The following is a 14633-nucleotide window of genomic DNA, read 5'->3' on the forward strand; positions in this document are numbered from 1 at the left end:
CTGGCCGCGCGTTTCACTCGACGATGAAGACCGGCGCCACCGTCAGGGCGACGCTATTGCCCGTGATCGGGTGGAACGTGCCGGCGAGATCCTGGTAGCGGGTGAACCGGGGATCGACCGCGAGCGTCGAGCCGGCGGAGTTCGAATCCCAGGCCAGCATCAGCGCGGTGCCGTCCGCCTTGGTGTAGGTTCCCGTCCATTGCGTGCCGTCGTCGAGGCGCGGCGCGCTGAGGCGCAGCGTGATGTCGAACGGCTTTCCCGGCTCGTAGAGGAAGGCGAGGCCCGGCGTCACCGAGGCGCAGCCGGCGAACCGCGTCCGCGTCATCAGCAGGTTGCGCTGCCGGCGATGATCCAGCGCCGTCGCCGGCACGGTCTGCGCGCCGCCATGGCCGAGCGTGCGGCCGTCCTCGGCATATTCGACCACGCCGGCATGCACCGTCACGTGTTGGTAGGAGCCGGCGATCAGGCTCTGGTGGAAGCTGCCGAACCACTGCCGGTCCGGGCCGGAGCGGATGGCGCCGGCCGTCTCGAACTCCAGCCGCGTCATGCCGTTGGCGCCGGCGGCCGGCGTGCCCCACACCCGGATGTCGATATAGCCCGGCCCGGCGGCGATGCTGGTGTTGACGCCCCTGCCGGCATCGGGCGCGATCAGCGACCAGCCATCGGGCGGCGCGCCCGGCGTACCGGAGACGGCGCCCGCGGCCAGCGGATTGCGGATGCGGTTGGCGGTCTCCTGCCGCGCCACCGGCGCCACCGGCGTCGCGCCGATGAACTGCGTGGCCATCAGCCTGTAGGTGAGGCCGGCCGGATTGAGGCCGGTCCCCTGCCCGTCATCCGACCATTGCCACAGCATGCCGTGCCCCCGGTTGTCGTAGGAGTACCAGTAGGACCGCCCGACCCCGCCGGCCTGCATCAGCATGGTGGCCTTCACCGCAAACTGCCCCGTCAGCTCCCAGTTCTTGGGCGTGGACTGGTCCAGAACATCCTCGCGGGAGGTGCCCTTCACCGACCACACCGCAAGCCCGCCCTCAGTGTTCCACACCCCTTCGAGGCCGAAGGTGGCGGCGATGTTCCAGTATTTCTGGATGTCGATGATCGTCTGCTCGCCGAGCAGCTCGTAGCGCTGCGGATCGACCACCCCGCCCTCCATCAGGGTCTTGTAGTCGCCGAGCGAGAACCAGTGGAACGGATAGCCGTGGTAGGCGACGATGTCGGCGCAGGGGTCGCCGGTGCTGCAGCGGGAGAGAAAGTCGATCGTCCACTCCACGCCATCGTTCTCGTTGCCCCACGGCCCGGAATAGACGCCGGGGGTGAGAATTTTGGCGCTGGGGTCCGCCGCCTTGATGATGCGGTAGGCGCGGCGGGCGAGATCGACCATGGTCGCCATGTCGCCGCGCCAGAAGCCGTTATCGTTCGGCTCGTTCCAGATCTCCCAGTATTTCACCCGGCCGGCCGCCTGCCGCACGACGGCGGAGACCCAGGCCTCCCAGTCGGCCATGTCGCGCGGCGGATAGCAGGTGCCGTAATTGCCGTCCGGGCAGAACACGTCCGGCCGGCTGGAGGCCCAGCGCGGCATATAGAGGCCGAGATTGAGCAGCAGATCGGCGTCATGCGCCTGGAGGCGGGCCAGCCACGCCTCCAGGCCCCGCCAGTCGAACACGCCCTTGCGCGGATTGAGCGCGAACCAGTTCGGACCCGGATTGCCGCGATGGGAACCTACCGGCAGGTCCGGCCACTCCTTCGCATGGCCCTGGTTGTGCATGCCGAAGAACGCACGCGGGATTGGCGCCAGGGAGATTGACGACTGCGGGCTCGGCGCAGGTGGAGTCGGCGCAGGTGGGGTCGGCGCTTGCGCCGCCGCCGGCATGCACGCCCAGGCGAGGAGAAGCGGAACGGTCCAGCGAAGCGTCGTCCAGCGAAGCGTCGTCCAGCGAAGCGTCATGGCGCCCCCGCAATGATGAATACCGGCGACAAGGTGAGCGGAACGCTGTTGCCGGACACCGGATGGAACGCTCCGGCCAGATCCTGATACTGGGTGTAGGCAGGATCGACCGTCAGCGTCGAGGTTGCACCGCTGCTGTCCCAGGCCAGGATGAGCGATGAATTGTCCGGCTTGCTATAGGTGCCGATCCACCGGGTGCCGTCATCGAAATGCGGCGAGCTCAGCCGCAGCGTGATGTCGAACGCCTGACCCGCGACCTGCTGAAACGCCACGACCGGGGCCAGAGAGGCCGTCGCCGGATATCGCGTGGGCGTCATGAAGAGGTTGCGCTGCAGAGTGTGGTCGAGCGTCGTCGGCGGAACGGTCTGGGCACCGGAATAGGTCAGCGGTCCGCCGGGAGAAAACTCATAGACGCCGACATGGACCTGGACATTGTCGAGCGACCCGCCGACCAGACGCTGGTTGAAGCTGCCGAACCACTGCTTGCCGAGACTGGAGGCAATGACGCCCGCCTCCTCGAACAGAACATAGGTCAGGCCATTGTAGCTGGGCGTCCCCCACACCCGGACATCGACGTATCCCGACCCGGCCTCGACCACGGCCGTGTTGACACCGGAGTCGGTCTTGTAGACGGACCAATGCGTGGGCATCGTGCCGGGCTGCCCGACGACGGCGCCCGAAGCCGTGGGATTGCGGATGGCATTGGCCATTTCCTGCCGCGCCACCGGCGAGACCGGCGTGGCACCATTGAAATGTGCGGCCATCAGACCATAAGCGACACCAGCCGGGTTGAGGGCGGTTCCTTGCAGATCGTCCGACCACTGCCACAACAAACCGGTGAGCCGGTTGTCATAGGCGTACCAATAGGATCGCTCGACTCCCCCGGCCTGCATCAGCATCGTCGCTTTGACGGCGTACTGGGCCATGAGATCCCAGTTCTTGACGGTCTGGGGATCAGCCACATCGTAAATTGTCGCATTTGGAATGTTGGTCCAAACACTGAGTCCGCCTTCGGTGTTCCACACCGCTTCGAGCCCGAAGGTGGCGGCAATGTTCTTGTACTTCTGGGGATCGATTATGCTCTGCTCCGCCATCAGCGGAAAAGCCTGCGGGTCGATCACACCCTGCGCAATCAGTGCTCCAGCATCGCCAAATGAAAAATCATAGCTTGGATAGGCATGAAAGGCGACAATATCGGCGCAGGGATCGCCCGTGCTGCAAGCAGACAGGAAGTCGATCGTCCACTTGGCGCCGTCATAGGAGCCTCCCCAGGGCGCCGAATAAACCCCGGGCGTGACAATCTTGGCGCTGGGGTCCGCGGCCTTGATGATGCGGTAGGCGCGGCGGGCGAGATCGACCATGGTCGCCATATCGCCCCTCCACCAGCCCAGGTCATTAGGCTCGTTCCAAAGCTCCCAATATTTGATCCGTCCGGGCGCTCCCGGCGCGAGCCCCTCACGGACGTGCGCAACAATCGCGCTGACCCAAGTCTCCCAGGTCTGCATGTCCTTCGGCGGGTAACAGGTTCCATAATTCCCGTCCGGACAGTATACCCCCGGCTGGCTCGATGCCCAATTCGGCATATAGATGCCGAGATTGAACAATAGATCGGCATTGCGGGTTTCAAGAGCCGACAACAAGTTGTCGAGCTTTTGCCAGTTGTACGTACCCTCCGCCGGATTGATACCTCCCCAATTCGGGCCAACGATACTACGCCGCGAACCGACATGGAAAGTCGGCCACTCCAGGGCATAGTTGTGATGCATACCAAAATAGTGGGAGGGAATCGGTGATTGCGCCACCGCCGGAACAGGCAAGAGAGACAAACAGAACACAATCGATGCACGCAGATTCATTGTACACCTCCGTGTAAATATTACGTTCAATCGGCGTTACTTGGCCGAATTGACGATATTTTCACATATGAATGAGATACATGACACGCGCTGCAACGAACCAAATACACAGGAGAACGTAGGCGAAGAGCTCACACGCTCCCCCAAAGAAGAGGTATGAGACCACTTCCTTCGAGCGCATAAGACTTCGCGTGTTTGAACAATAGCCCGCGGCGATGTCCGGCGGATGACACCCCTAGAGCATTTCCCGCAAAAGTGGATACCGGTTTTGCGAAAGAAAATGCGACAAGCCAGAAACTTAGAGCGGCTTTCGTGGATCGGGATCTGTGGAACCAGGCGCCATGGCCGGAACAATCCCGGTCATCGCCGGGCTTGTCCCGGCGATCCCGACACCCTGGTCACCCCGCCCGCCGCCCTCTTGTCCGACACCGCCGCGGTCCGATCGAGATCGCCGGGACAAGCCCGGCGATGACCACGGCGACAGCGCGCAAGCATGCCGTGACAAGCACACCACAAGCACAGCATGCCCGGTTCGCCCTCGTGCAAAGGCAGCCGCGTCATGGCGCGGCGATACAGCCGCGGCCCTCAGGGCGCCGGCGCTGTCCCGGCCTCGCCGTCGTCGCTCTCGCCGTCGTCTCCGGCCTCGGCCTCGGGTTCGCGCGGCAGCATGCCGAGGTCGAGCTCGGCGGCCTCGCTGCCGTCCAGCGGATCCTCGTCCGGCCGCAGCGCCGGATCGTCGGAGGGCACCGGCACGGTGAAGCTGGCCGGCAGGCGGGCATCGAGGAAGCCCGCCCCCTTCAGCTCCTCCAGGCCCGGCAGGTCGCCGATCGACTCCAGGCCGAAATGGATCAGGAAGGTTTCCGTCGTGCCATAGGTCACCGGCCGGCCGGGGGTGCGCCGCCGGCCGCGCAGCCGCACCCAGCCGGTCTCCATCAGCACGTCGAGCGTGCCCTTGCTGGTCGAGACGCCGCGGACCTCCTCGATCTCGGCGCGGGTGACCGGCTGGTGATAGGCGATGATGGCCAGCGTCTCCAGCGCCGCCCGCGACAGCTTCCGGGGCTCCGGCGCGCCGCGCGACAGCAGGTAGCCGAGGTCCGGCGCGGTGCGGAACATCCATTTGCCGGCCACCCGCACCAGATGGACGCCCCGCGTGGCGTAGTCCTCGGCCAGCCGCGCCAGCAGCCCCGGCACGTCGGCGCCCGCCGGCAGGCGCTCGGCCAGCGCCGCCTCGGCCACCGGCTCGGACGCGGCGAACAGCAGCGCTTCCAGGATGCGCAGCGATTGCTCGCGCGGCGCCGGCCCGGTTGCTTCGGCGGCGGTCTCGTCGTCGTCGGTCGTCAAGGCTGTCGATACCATTCGCTGCACGGCCGGCCCCGTCATGGCGTATCCGCCGGGCGCCGCCGCACCCACACCGGGGCGAACGGGCGCTCCTGCGCGATGTCGATGGCGCCCTCGCGCACCAGCTCCAGGCTGGCGGCGAGGCTCGACGCCCGCACCGTCGCCCGCGCCTCGGGCGCCACGGTCCACTGGATCAGGTATGCGTCGAGGCAGGTCCAATCCTCCGCCACCCCGGCGAGGCGCTGCAGCAGCCCGCGCGCCTCGGCCAGCGACCACACCTGCCGCTTGGCCACGGTGACGCGGGCCTGCACCCGCTTCTGCCGCTCGGCGGCATAGGCCGCGAGCAGGTCGTAGAGCGTGGCGGTGAAGCCGGGCTTGGGCGTCACCATCGGCTCGGGCAGGCCGCGCGCGAACACCTCGTGGCCCAGCCGGTCGCGGGTGGCGAGGCTCGCCGCCGCGGCGCGGATCGCCTCCAGCCGCTTCAGCCGCAGCGCCAGGCCCGCGGCCATGTCCTCGGCGCTCGGCTCCTCGCCCTTGGGCGGCTCGGGCAGCAGCAGGCGCGACTTGAGATAAGCCAGCCACGCCGCCATCACCAGATAGTCGGCAGCCAGCTCGATGCGGAGCTGGCGCGCCCGCTCGACGAAGCCGAGATACTGGTTGGCCAGCGCCAGGATGGAGATCTTGGCCAGATCCACCTTCTGGGTGCGGGCGAGACTGAGCAGCAGGTCGAGCGGACCCTCGAAGCCGTCGACCTCGACGACGAGCGCCGCCTCCCCGTCCGCATCCACGGCCGGCGGGCTCTCGAACTCGGCATCGAGCGTCGTCAAATCAGGTCTCCGCGCCGCCATCTCCCCCGGCCATCATAGCCGAGAATGCCGCGCGTGCGCCGCCCGCGTCGAACGGCGCAGGCGGTCTTGCACAGGCCAGTGCGCGCGCCGCCCGCTCGCCCGCCCGCCCGGCAAGCGGCGGCGCGGCGGCCGCCACCTCCGCCATCTCCGCCATCTCGCCATTGCAGTGCAAAACGATGTCGCAGCCGGCCTCAATGGACGCCTGCACCCGGTCGCGGAAGCTGCCGCCGAGCGCCTTCATCGACAGATCGTCGGTGACCAGGAGGCCGTCGAAGCCGATCGTGCCGCGCACCACCTCGCCGATCACCCTGGGCGAGGTCGTCGCCGGTGCATCCGGGTCGATGTCGGCATAGACGACATGCGCGGTCATCGCCATCGGCAGGTCGGCAAGCTTGCGGAAGGCCGCGAAATCGGTCGCCTCCAGGGTGGCGCGCGCCACCGTCACCACCGGCAGTTCGAGGTGGCTGTCGGCGCTGGCGCGACCGTGGCCGGGAATGTGCTTGACGATCGGCAGCACCCCGCCCTCGATCAGGCCATCGGCCGCGGCGCGGGCCAGGGTCGCCACCGTTTCGGGATCGGAGCCGTACGCGCGGTCGCCGATCACCGCGTGGGTCTCGGGCAGCGAGAGATCGGCGCACGGCACGCAGTCGACGCTGATGCCGAGGTCGGCGAGATCGGCGGCGATCAGCCGCGCACCGAGCCGCGCCGCCGCCGCAGCGTCGTCCGGCGCCGCCGCAAAGCGCCGTCCGAACGCCGCAGCGGGGGGATAGACCGGCCAGTGCGGCGGCCTCAAACGCGCCACCCGCCCGCCTTCCTGGTCGATCAGCACCGGCGCATCCGCCCGCCCGACCGCCTCGCGCAGCTCGCCGACCAGCGCGCGAACCTGATTCGGCGTCTCAATATTCCGGGCGAACAGGATGAATCCCCACGGCTTTGCGTCGCGGAAGAACTCCCGCTCCGGCGCCGTGAGGCGGCAGCCGGCGAGACCGGCGATGAAGGCGCGCGCAGGCATCGATCAGATCCGGATGGAACAAACAAGGGAGTTCCGGGACCACCCCATGGCGGTCCCGGCTACAGGATCAAAGCGACATAGGCGAAGCAATTCGTCAGTTGCGCTGCTGCACGATGCAGTCGCCGCCGGCCGAGCGCAAATTGCTGCACAGGTCGTTGGCTTGGTCTCGCGTGGCAAACGGGCCGATATGGGCGCGGTAGAACGTGCCGCGGTCACCCAGATTGACCTTGCGCACGCTGGTCGGCTGCCCTGCCAGGACGTCGCTATACTTGCTCTGCACGGAGCGCAGCGCCGCCTGGGCTTCGGCCTGCGAACGGGCAGCCGACACCTGCACCACGAACCCGCCATTGGCGGGAATCGCGGCCGTGCGCTGCGGCTGGACCGGCGCCGGCGTGACCGGACGCGGGGTCGGCGGCTGCGGCTGCACCGCCATCGGCTGAACGGGCGCGACCTGGACCGGCGCCGCCGGTGCCACCGGCGTAGTGATCGGCCGGGCCGGCGTGGCGGTGGCGACGGGGCCCGGCGCGCTCGGCACCAAGGTTCCGTCGGCGCGCACGGTCATCGTACGGACCTTGCGCGGCTCGTTGACGGCGGGATCGACGCCGCCCGGCAGCACCACGCGCGGCTGGCCGGGACGTCCCAGTTCCACCGGCTGCTCCTCCCGCGACACCAGATTCTCGTTGCCGGAGCTGGCGGCGCCCCCGACCCGGTCATAGATCAGCTTCTGATTGATCGAATCTTGCGTCCCGGACGGCGCCACCTTGTTCGGGCCCGCCTCCGCCTTGATCGTCGGCGGTTCGCCGCCGCCGACCAGCGCGCGATAGCCGAACACGGCGCCGGTTCCCACCGCCGCCAGGCCGATGACACTGCCGACCAGCATGATTATCAGACGCGAGCGGCTGCGCTGGGGCAGTTCACCGAGCCCCTCCCCGTGCGGCGGCATGTTGCCGTCCTCGGAGTAATAGGGATCGTAGGCCGGCTCCTCGGCCCCGTAGTCGCGATCGTACTCGGCGACGTCCTCGTGCCGGCGGTACGGATCCTCGCGGTAATAGCTCGCCTCGGCCGCAGCCTGGCGCGGCGCGGGCGCTACGGGCGCCGAATAGGCCGGGGTGGACGGCGTGTAGGCCGGCGCAGCGCTCATGTCGGGGGCGGCCGGCGCACTCCTCTCCTGGGTGGCGTAGGCACCGGCACCCTGGCCGGCGGCCTTCGCGCCCGCACCATACGCTTGGCTACCCGCGCCATAGTCGTAGCGCTCGTACTCGCTCCGGCCAGAGTCGGGCTTGGCATAGTCGGGCCTGGAATAATCGGGTCTGGCGGCCTCGGTCTTGCCGAGCACCTGCGACGGGCGCGACAGCCGCTCGAACGCCTGTGCGGCGGCGGCAGCCGCCCGCGACGGCTCCTCCGCCACCGGCGGCGGCGCGGGTTCCGTCTTGTCGAAATCCTTGAACGGATCTTCCTGTCCGATCAGCCGGGCGAGTTCGGCCAACGGATCCTCGACGCGGTCCGGCCGGCCCGTTCCCGAGCCGGCGCGTTGCGCATCGTCATGGCCTTCGGCCGGATAGCGATAGCGAGATTCGGCCATATGCACGCGACCCTTCTCTCCCGGCATCCGCACCCTCGGTCTCGCGACAGGCGCAAGAACAGATACGAAGGCCGGACCGTCGATCAGCGCATCTCCTCGACAGGCTCGACACCGAGGATTTGCAGGCCGGCACCGAGAACCGCGACCACACCTCGGACGAGCGCCAAGCGCGCCCCTGTTATTAAGGTATCATTTTCAATAATAAAGCGTAAATGTGGCGTGTCCTTGCCTTTGTTCCATTGGGCGTGCAAGGCGCTGGCCAGATCGTACAGATAGAACGCTATACGATGCGGCTCGTGATGCATAGCCGCCTGCTCGACGATGCGCGGCCAGATCGCGATCTGCTTGATGATGTCGATCTCACCAGAATCGGTGAGTTTGCTCAAGTCGACTCCACTCATACCCTGCGGCGAAACATCCAGCGACGGCATTGCTGCCTGGGTATTACGAAAAACCGAGTAGCAGCGCGCGTTGGCATACTGGACATAAAAGACAGGGTTGTCGCGCGACTGCTCGATCACCTTGGCCAGATCGAAATCCAGCACCGCATCATTCTTGCGGTATAGCATCATGAAGCGGACGGCATCCCGCCCAACCTCATCGACGACCTCGCGCAACGTAACGAAATCACCGGAGCGCTTCGACATCCGTACCGGCTCACCGCCGCGGAACAGCCGCACGAGCTGGCACAACTTGACGTCGAGCGACGCCTTCCCGCCGGTGATCGCCGCCACGGCCGCCTGCATGCGCTTGACGTAGCCGCCATGGTCGGCGCCCCACACATCCACCAGATCGGCGAAGCCGCGGGTGAACTTGTCGTAGTGGTAGGCGATGTCGGATGCGAAATAAGTGTAGCTGCCATCCGACTTCTTCAAGGGGCGGTCGACATCGTCGCCGAACGCGGTGGAGCGGAACAGGGTCTGTTCCCGGTCCTCCCAGTCCTCGGGCGGCGCGCCCTTGGGCGGCGGCAGCCGGCCCTGATAGATGTGCCCGGCGCTCTCCAGCGCGGCGATGGCCTCGGCCACCCGGTCGGTGGCGCCGGTGGTCAGCGTCCGCTCCGAGAAGAACACGTCATGGCGGATGTTGAGGGCAGCGAGATCCTCGCGGATCGCCGCCATCATGGCGTCGATGGTCTCGGCCCGCACGATCGGCAGCCACTCGGCCTCCGGCAGATCGCGCAGCGCGGTGCCGTGGCCGGCTGCCAGCGCCTGGCCGACCGGCACCAGATAGTCGCCGGGATAAAGCCCTTCGGGGATCGCGCCGATGTCCTCGCCCAGCGCCTCGCGGTAGCGCAGGAAGGCCGAGCGCGCCAGCACGTCGACCTGGGCGCCGGCATCGTTGATGTAATATTCGCGGGTCACGTCATAACCCACGAATTCCATGAGGCTTGCCAGCGCGTCGCCGAACACCGCGCCGCGGCAATGGCCGACATGCATCGGCCCGGTCGGATTGGCCGACACGTATTCGACATTGACCTTGTGGCCACGGCCGAGATCGGCGGCGCCGAACCGCGTGCCGGCCGCCACCGCCGCCGCCAGCACCTCCGGCCAGATCGCCGGTGCCAGCGTCAGATTGATGAAGCCGGGCCCGGCCACGTCGACCTTGGCGACGTGCGGCGCCTTGCGCAGTTCCTCCGCCAGCCTCTCGGCGAGGTCGCGCGGCTTGGCCTTGGCCTCCTTCGCCAGCACCATCGCGGCGTTGGTGGCGAGATCGCCATGACTGGGGTCGCGCGGCGGCTCCACCACCACGCGGTCGAGGTCGAGCCCGACCGGGAGGAAGCCCTGGTCGGCGAGCGCGCGGACGGCAGCCCGCACATGATCGGCATAGGACGCGAAGATGTTCATGGGAGCTTCGGTATCGGAAAATGACGGTGGCGCCTAGAGCGTTTTCCGCAAAAGCGGGAACCGATTTTGCGTAATAAAACGCGATATATCAAAAGCTTAGAGCGCCAGACCTGACGCGCTCAGATCGGATCGCGCTCTAACGCAAGTCGGGGGTCGAGTCAAAGAAGCGGGCGTGCTCGACCATCAGGAACCGGTCGGTCATGCCGGCGATGTAGTCGGCGACGCGCCGTTTCAGCCGGCCCTCCTCCGCCCCCGCCAGCCCGCGCCGCCACTCCTCGGGCATGTCCTGCGGATTGGCGGCGAGATGGCCGAACAGCTCGCGCACCGCGCCGCGCGCCGCCGCCATCGCCTGCTCCACCCGATGGTGGCGGTACATGCGCGGAAACAGGAACGCCTTGATCGCCCGCTCCGCCGCCGCCATCGCCGCAGAGAAGCCGACCGCCGACCGGCCCGCGGCCCGCACCGCCGCAGCCGAATCGGGCGCGATCCCGGCGATCCGGCGGCCGGTCTCGGCCACGACATCGCCGACCAGCTCGGTGATCAGCCGCCGCTCCAGCTCGTGGACGCGCCGGCTGCGCTCCAGGCCGGGATAGTCGCGGTCGATGCCGGCGAAGATCCGCGCCAGCAGCGGCACCTCCAGCAGGTCGTCGGGGTCGAACAGCCTGGCGCGCAGGCCGTCATCGATGTCGTGGGTGTCGTAGGCGATGTCGTCGGCGACCGCGACCGCCTGGGCCTCGGCCGACGCGAAGCTCGCAAGCTCCAGATCCTGCAGCGCCTGATATTCGGCGATCGCCAGCGGAATGGCGCTGCCGGGCGCCAGCGGACCATTGTGCTTGACCACCCCCTCCAGGGTTTCCCAGGTGAGGTTCAGCCCGTCGAAGGTCGGATAGCGCCGCTCCAGCCGGGTGACGACGCGCAGCGACTGGGCATTGTGGTCGAAGCCGCCCCAGGGCGCCATCAGCGCGTCGAGCTCGCGCTCGCCGGCATGACCGAACGGGGTGTGGCCGAGGTCGTGCGCCAGCGCCAGCGCCTCGGCCAGATCCTCGTCGAGACCGAGCGCGCGCGCCAGCGAGCGGGCGATCTGCACCACCTCGATGGTGTGGGTCAGGCGGGTGCGGAAATGGTCGCCCTCGTCGAACACGAACACCTGGGTCTTGTGCTTGAGCCGCCGGAATGCGGTGGAATGGATGATCCGGTCGGCATCGCGCCGGAACGGCGAGCGCGGCGGGCTCTCCGGTTCGGCGTGCAGACGCCCGCGGCTGCGGGCGGGGTCGCTCGCATAGCGGGCGCGCGGAACGGGGGTATCGACGGCCATGGCAGCCTTGCGGATGAAGAGGGTTTGACAGCGTCGCCGCCGCACTTACCTTCAGGCTTCAAGAGGTTGCAACGGCCTCGCGACAGGAACCGCTTCATCATGGCGACAGGCATCACCGTCACCCCCCGCGCCGCCAAGCGCATTCTCAAGGTTCTGGCCAGCGAGCCCGCCGGCTCGGTGCTGCGCGTCAGCGTCGAAGGCGGCGGCTGCACCGGTTTTCAGTACACCTTCGCCTGCGATCAAAAGAAGGCTGCCGATGATATCGTGATCGAGCAGGATGGCGCGGTGGTGGTGATCGATCCCATCTCGCTGCAATACATGAACGGCTCGAATCTCGACTTCGTCGAGGATCTGATCGGCTCGGCCTTCCGGGTCGACAACCCCAACGCCACCGCAAAGTGCGGCTGCGGCACCAGCTTCTCGATCTGACGCGCAGCCGGCGCGTCCTGGCCGGGACGACCGAAACGCCCAACAACGGAAAGGCCCTGCCGGTGCGCGTCGCCACCTGGAACGTCAACTCCATCAAGCAGCGGGTCGACATCGTGCTGGGCTGGCTGGCCGACTGCCGGCCGGACATCGTGGCGCTGCAGGAGATCAAGTGCGTCGACGACGCCTTCCCGCGCGCGGCCTTCGAGGACGCCGGCTACAATGTCGCCGTCCACGGCCAGAAGACGTACAACGGCGTGGCGATTCTCTCGAAGCTGCCGTTCGACGAGACCGTCATCCGGCTGCCCGGCGACGACGCGGACGAGCAGGCCCGCTTCCTGGAGGTGGTGGTGTCGGCCGGCGGCGGCGCGGTGCGCTTCGCCTCGCTCTACCTGCCCAACGGCAACCCGCCCGACACCGACAAATACCGCTACAAGCTGGCCTGGTTCGACCGGCTGATCGCCCATGCCCGCGCGCGTCTGGAACTCGAAGAACCGTTCATACTGGCCGGCGACTACAATGTGATTCCGACTGCGGCGGACGCTCGCGATCCGGCCCAGTGGGTCGGCGACGCCCTCTATCTGCCGCAGACGCGCACCCGCTTCCAGGGACTGGCCGGGCTCGGCTTCACCGACGCCATCCGCGCCGCGTCCGACGAGCCGGAACTCTACACCTTCTGGGACTATCAGGCCGGCGCGTGGCAGAAGAACAACGGCATCCGCATCGACCATTTGATGCTGTCGCCCGAAGCCGCCGACCGCCTTCAGGCCTGCGGCATCGACAAGCAGGTCCGCGCGCTCGACAAGCCCTCGGACCACGTGCCGGTGTGGGCCGACCTGCGTTTGGAAGGTTGACTCGCCGAAAACTGAATCGCCAGGGACTCAGCGCACGGACTCAGCGATAGATCTTCAGCCACTGCTGGAGATAGCTGAGGGCCACCGCCCGCTCGTCCTCGGTGGCGACCTTGAAGGCGTTGTCGTAGGTATCGACGATCCAGCCGTCGTCCGCGGTGGCCGCCGCCTCGCGGGCCAGCGTGAGCCACATCAGACCGCGCGCCGCCTGGCGCGGCACGCCCTCGCCCTTGAACAGCAGGGCGCCCAGCAGCGCCTGCGCCTGATACTGGCCCTTCTGCGCCGCGAGCCCGAGCCAGCGGGCCGCCGTCAACGGCTCGCGCTCGGTGCCAACCCCCTCCAGATAGAGGCGGGCGAGGTGATACTGCGCGTCCGCGTCGCCGAACCATGACGCCGCATAGTGGAACATCTCGCGGGCGCGGCCGGGATCGCGCACCACCGCGGTATTGGGGATGCCGCGCAGGAAGAACCCGCCGAGCTCGACGAACGCATTGGCGACGAACGGCGCCTGCGGGCTGCCGGGCGCGTCGTCGGCGTGCAGATTGGCGATGCGGCGGAAGTATTCATACGCCTTGAGCTCGTCGCGGCGCACGCCGTCGCCGTCGGCATACATCCGCCCGAGCTTCCAGGTCGCCCCGGTGTGGCCCTGGTTGGCAGCGTACTGCAGCGACTTCAGCGCCTCGCCCTTGTCGCCGGCCATGTAGGACTTGGTGCCGGCGCGGAACGCCTCGATCGTCGAGCGCTCCCCGGTCCGGCCCGGCTCGATGGCGAGCACAGGGGCAACCGACGCCGACCGCTCGCCCAGTCCGGCGCTGGGATCGAGGGCGAACGCCACCGGCGCCGTCAGAGCGACGGCGAACAAGGCCGAGATCACGCCGTCAGATATCCGCATGGCAGTTCTTTTCGCCCTGTCCGCGAAGATGGCCGGCCGCGCCTTGGCGCCCAGAGCCGACCGTTCGCGCGAACATCACATGGGCCCCCGAACCAAGTTCAGCCTGGAGCCGGTTCTCGATTTTTCTGCGGCGCGCACCGCCCTGAATTCGGGCGCAGCCATTCAAATTCGTGTGTGTCGGATCTGCGAAAACGTCCGCGTCCGACGCCGCCTTGCCCACCCCGCCGAGGGCGGAGGCCATTTGCAGCCGATGATCGCCCGCCAGCGGCGTGACGCGAAAATCCTGGACGGGACCAAAGACGGGACCAAACCCGCGGCAATGCGCTCGCGCCGGCCGCATGGCCACGCCCATCACGCTCGCCCGATTGTCGATCATCCCGCCGCCCATGTCGTCTTCCCTGCCCCCGCTCCAGCGCCTCCCGTGGCCACGTCATCCGCGCGGAAGAGAGAAAAACGCCACCGTCCTGCAGCCACGCAGCCGTGCCCTCATTTTGTGGCGGGATCGCGGCCCGGAAAACCGGCTAATCTTGGAGTCTCTTGAAATGGTGAAGATGTTGCGAAAGAGCAACAACTGTGTTCCCTCCCTGCCCGCGGCAAGAACAATTCAATCGCCGAGTTTTCGTTCCATCCGGCGCAGTGCGCACCACCCCGCGCGCCCGTCCGACCGGCCACAGGCGAGCTGCCCTTCGTGAGCACACCGAAATCCGCCAGCGAACCGGGTCCGCAG

At 67.7% G+C, this 14633-nt stretch carries 12 protein-coding genes; 2 read left to right on the plus strand and 10 right to left on the minus strand.

Annotation, left to right across the window (positions count from 1 at the left end; translation table 11 throughout):
* Nucleotides 1-13: 13 nt before the first annotated feature.
* The 8 genes from F1193_RS07635 to F1193_RS07675 form a co-directional block, all read right to left on the minus strand.
* Entirely contained in the window at nucleotides 14-1942 is a 1929-nt protein-coding gene (locus F1193_RS07635; protein ID WP_150097086.1) for a GH39 family glycosyl hydrolase, read from the minus strand.
* Nucleotides 1939-3798: a GH39 family glycosyl hydrolase gene (locus tag F1193_RS07640; protein ID WP_150097087.1), complete on the minus strand. Its 1860-nt coding sequence runs from the start codon at nucleotides 3796-3798 to the stop codon at nucleotides 1939-1941. The genes F1193_RS07635 and F1193_RS07640 overlap by 4 nt, the downstream gene beginning before the upstream one ends.
* 585 nt (nucleotides 3799-4383) lie before the next feature.
* Nucleotides 4384-5139 (minus strand): SMC-Scp complex subunit ScpB, encoded by a 756-nt coding sequence (scpB, locus tag F1193_RS07650; RefSeq protein ID WP_246164203.1) that lies wholly within the window; start codon nucleotides 5137-5139, stop codon nucleotides 4384-4386.
* A gap of 35 nt (nucleotides 5140-5174) precedes the next feature.
* A complete protein-coding gene (locus tag F1193_RS07655; RefSeq protein WP_150097089.1) occupies nucleotides 5175-5984 on the minus strand; it encodes a segregation and condensation protein A in 810 nt (269 codons plus the stop codon).
* Nucleotides 5965-6996 (minus strand): beta-N-acetylhexosaminidase, encoded by a 1032-nt coding sequence (gene nagZ / locus F1193_RS07660; RefSeq protein ID WP_150097090.1) that lies wholly within the window; start codon nucleotides 6994-6996, stop codon nucleotides 5965-5967. The genes F1193_RS07655 and nagZ overlap by 20 nt, the downstream gene beginning before the upstream one ends.
* Nucleotides 6997-7090: 94 nt before the next feature.
* A complete protein-coding gene (locus F1193_RS07665) occupies nucleotides 7091-8578 on the minus strand; it encodes an SPOR domain-containing protein (protein WP_150097091.1) in 1488 nt (495 codons plus the stop codon).
* An 83-nt stretch (nucleotides 8579-8661) separates the two neighbouring features.
* Nucleotides 8662-10422, minus strand: a complete 1761-nt coding sequence (gene argS / locus F1193_RS07670) for an arginine--tRNA ligase (protein WP_150097092.1) — start codon at nucleotides 10420-10422, stop codon at nucleotides 8662-8664.
* A 136-nt stretch (nucleotides 10423-10558) separates the two neighbouring features.
* On the minus strand, nucleotides 10559-11737 hold the full coding sequence (locus F1193_RS07675; RefSeq protein WP_150097093.1) for a deoxyguanosinetriphosphate triphosphohydrolase: 1179 nt from the start codon (nucleotides 11735-11737) through the stop codon (nucleotides 10559-10561).
* Nucleotides 11738-11836: 99 nt separating this feature from the next.
* On the opposite strand from F1193_RS07675, the gene erpA reads away from it, so the two are divergent.
* Both erpA and F1193_RS07685 read left to right on the plus strand, forming a co-directional pair.
* Nucleotides 11837-12166, plus strand: coding sequence for an iron-sulfur cluster insertion protein ErpA (erpA, locus tag F1193_RS07680; protein WP_150097094.1), 330 nt, complete (start codon nucleotides 11837-11839; stop codon nucleotides 12164-12166).
* A gap of 62 nt (nucleotides 12167-12228) precedes the next feature.
* Entirely contained in the window at nucleotides 12229-13017 is a 789-nt protein-coding gene (locus F1193_RS07685; RefSeq protein WP_150097143.1) for an exodeoxyribonuclease III, read from the plus strand.
* 40 nt (nucleotides 13018-13057) lie between these two features.
* Here F1193_RS07685 and F1193_RS07690 read toward each other — a convergent pair whose 3' ends face one another.
* Both F1193_RS07690 and F1193_RS07695 read right to left on the minus strand, forming a co-directional pair.
* Nucleotides 13058-13906 carry a tetratricopeptide repeat protein gene (locus F1193_RS07690; protein ID WP_150097095.1) on the minus strand — a complete coding sequence of 283 codons (849 nt, stop codon included), beginning with the start codon at nucleotides 13904-13906 and terminating at the stop codon, nucleotides 13058-13060.
* Nucleotides 13893-14294 (minus strand): hypothetical protein, encoded by a 402-nt coding sequence (locus F1193_RS07695; protein WP_150097096.1) that lies wholly within the window; start codon nucleotides 14292-14294, stop codon nucleotides 13893-13895. Before F1193_RS07695 ends, F1193_RS07690 begins: the two co-directional genes overlap by 14 nt.
* Between the last annotated feature and the right edge of the window lie 339 nt (nucleotides 14295-14633).

The sequence above is a fragment of the Blastochloris sulfoviridis genome, from assembly GCF_008630065.1.
In the GTDB taxonomy this organism is placed as follows: Bacteria; Pseudomonadota; Alphaproteobacteria; order Rhizobiales; family Xanthobacteraceae; genus Blastochloris; species Blastochloris sulfoviridis.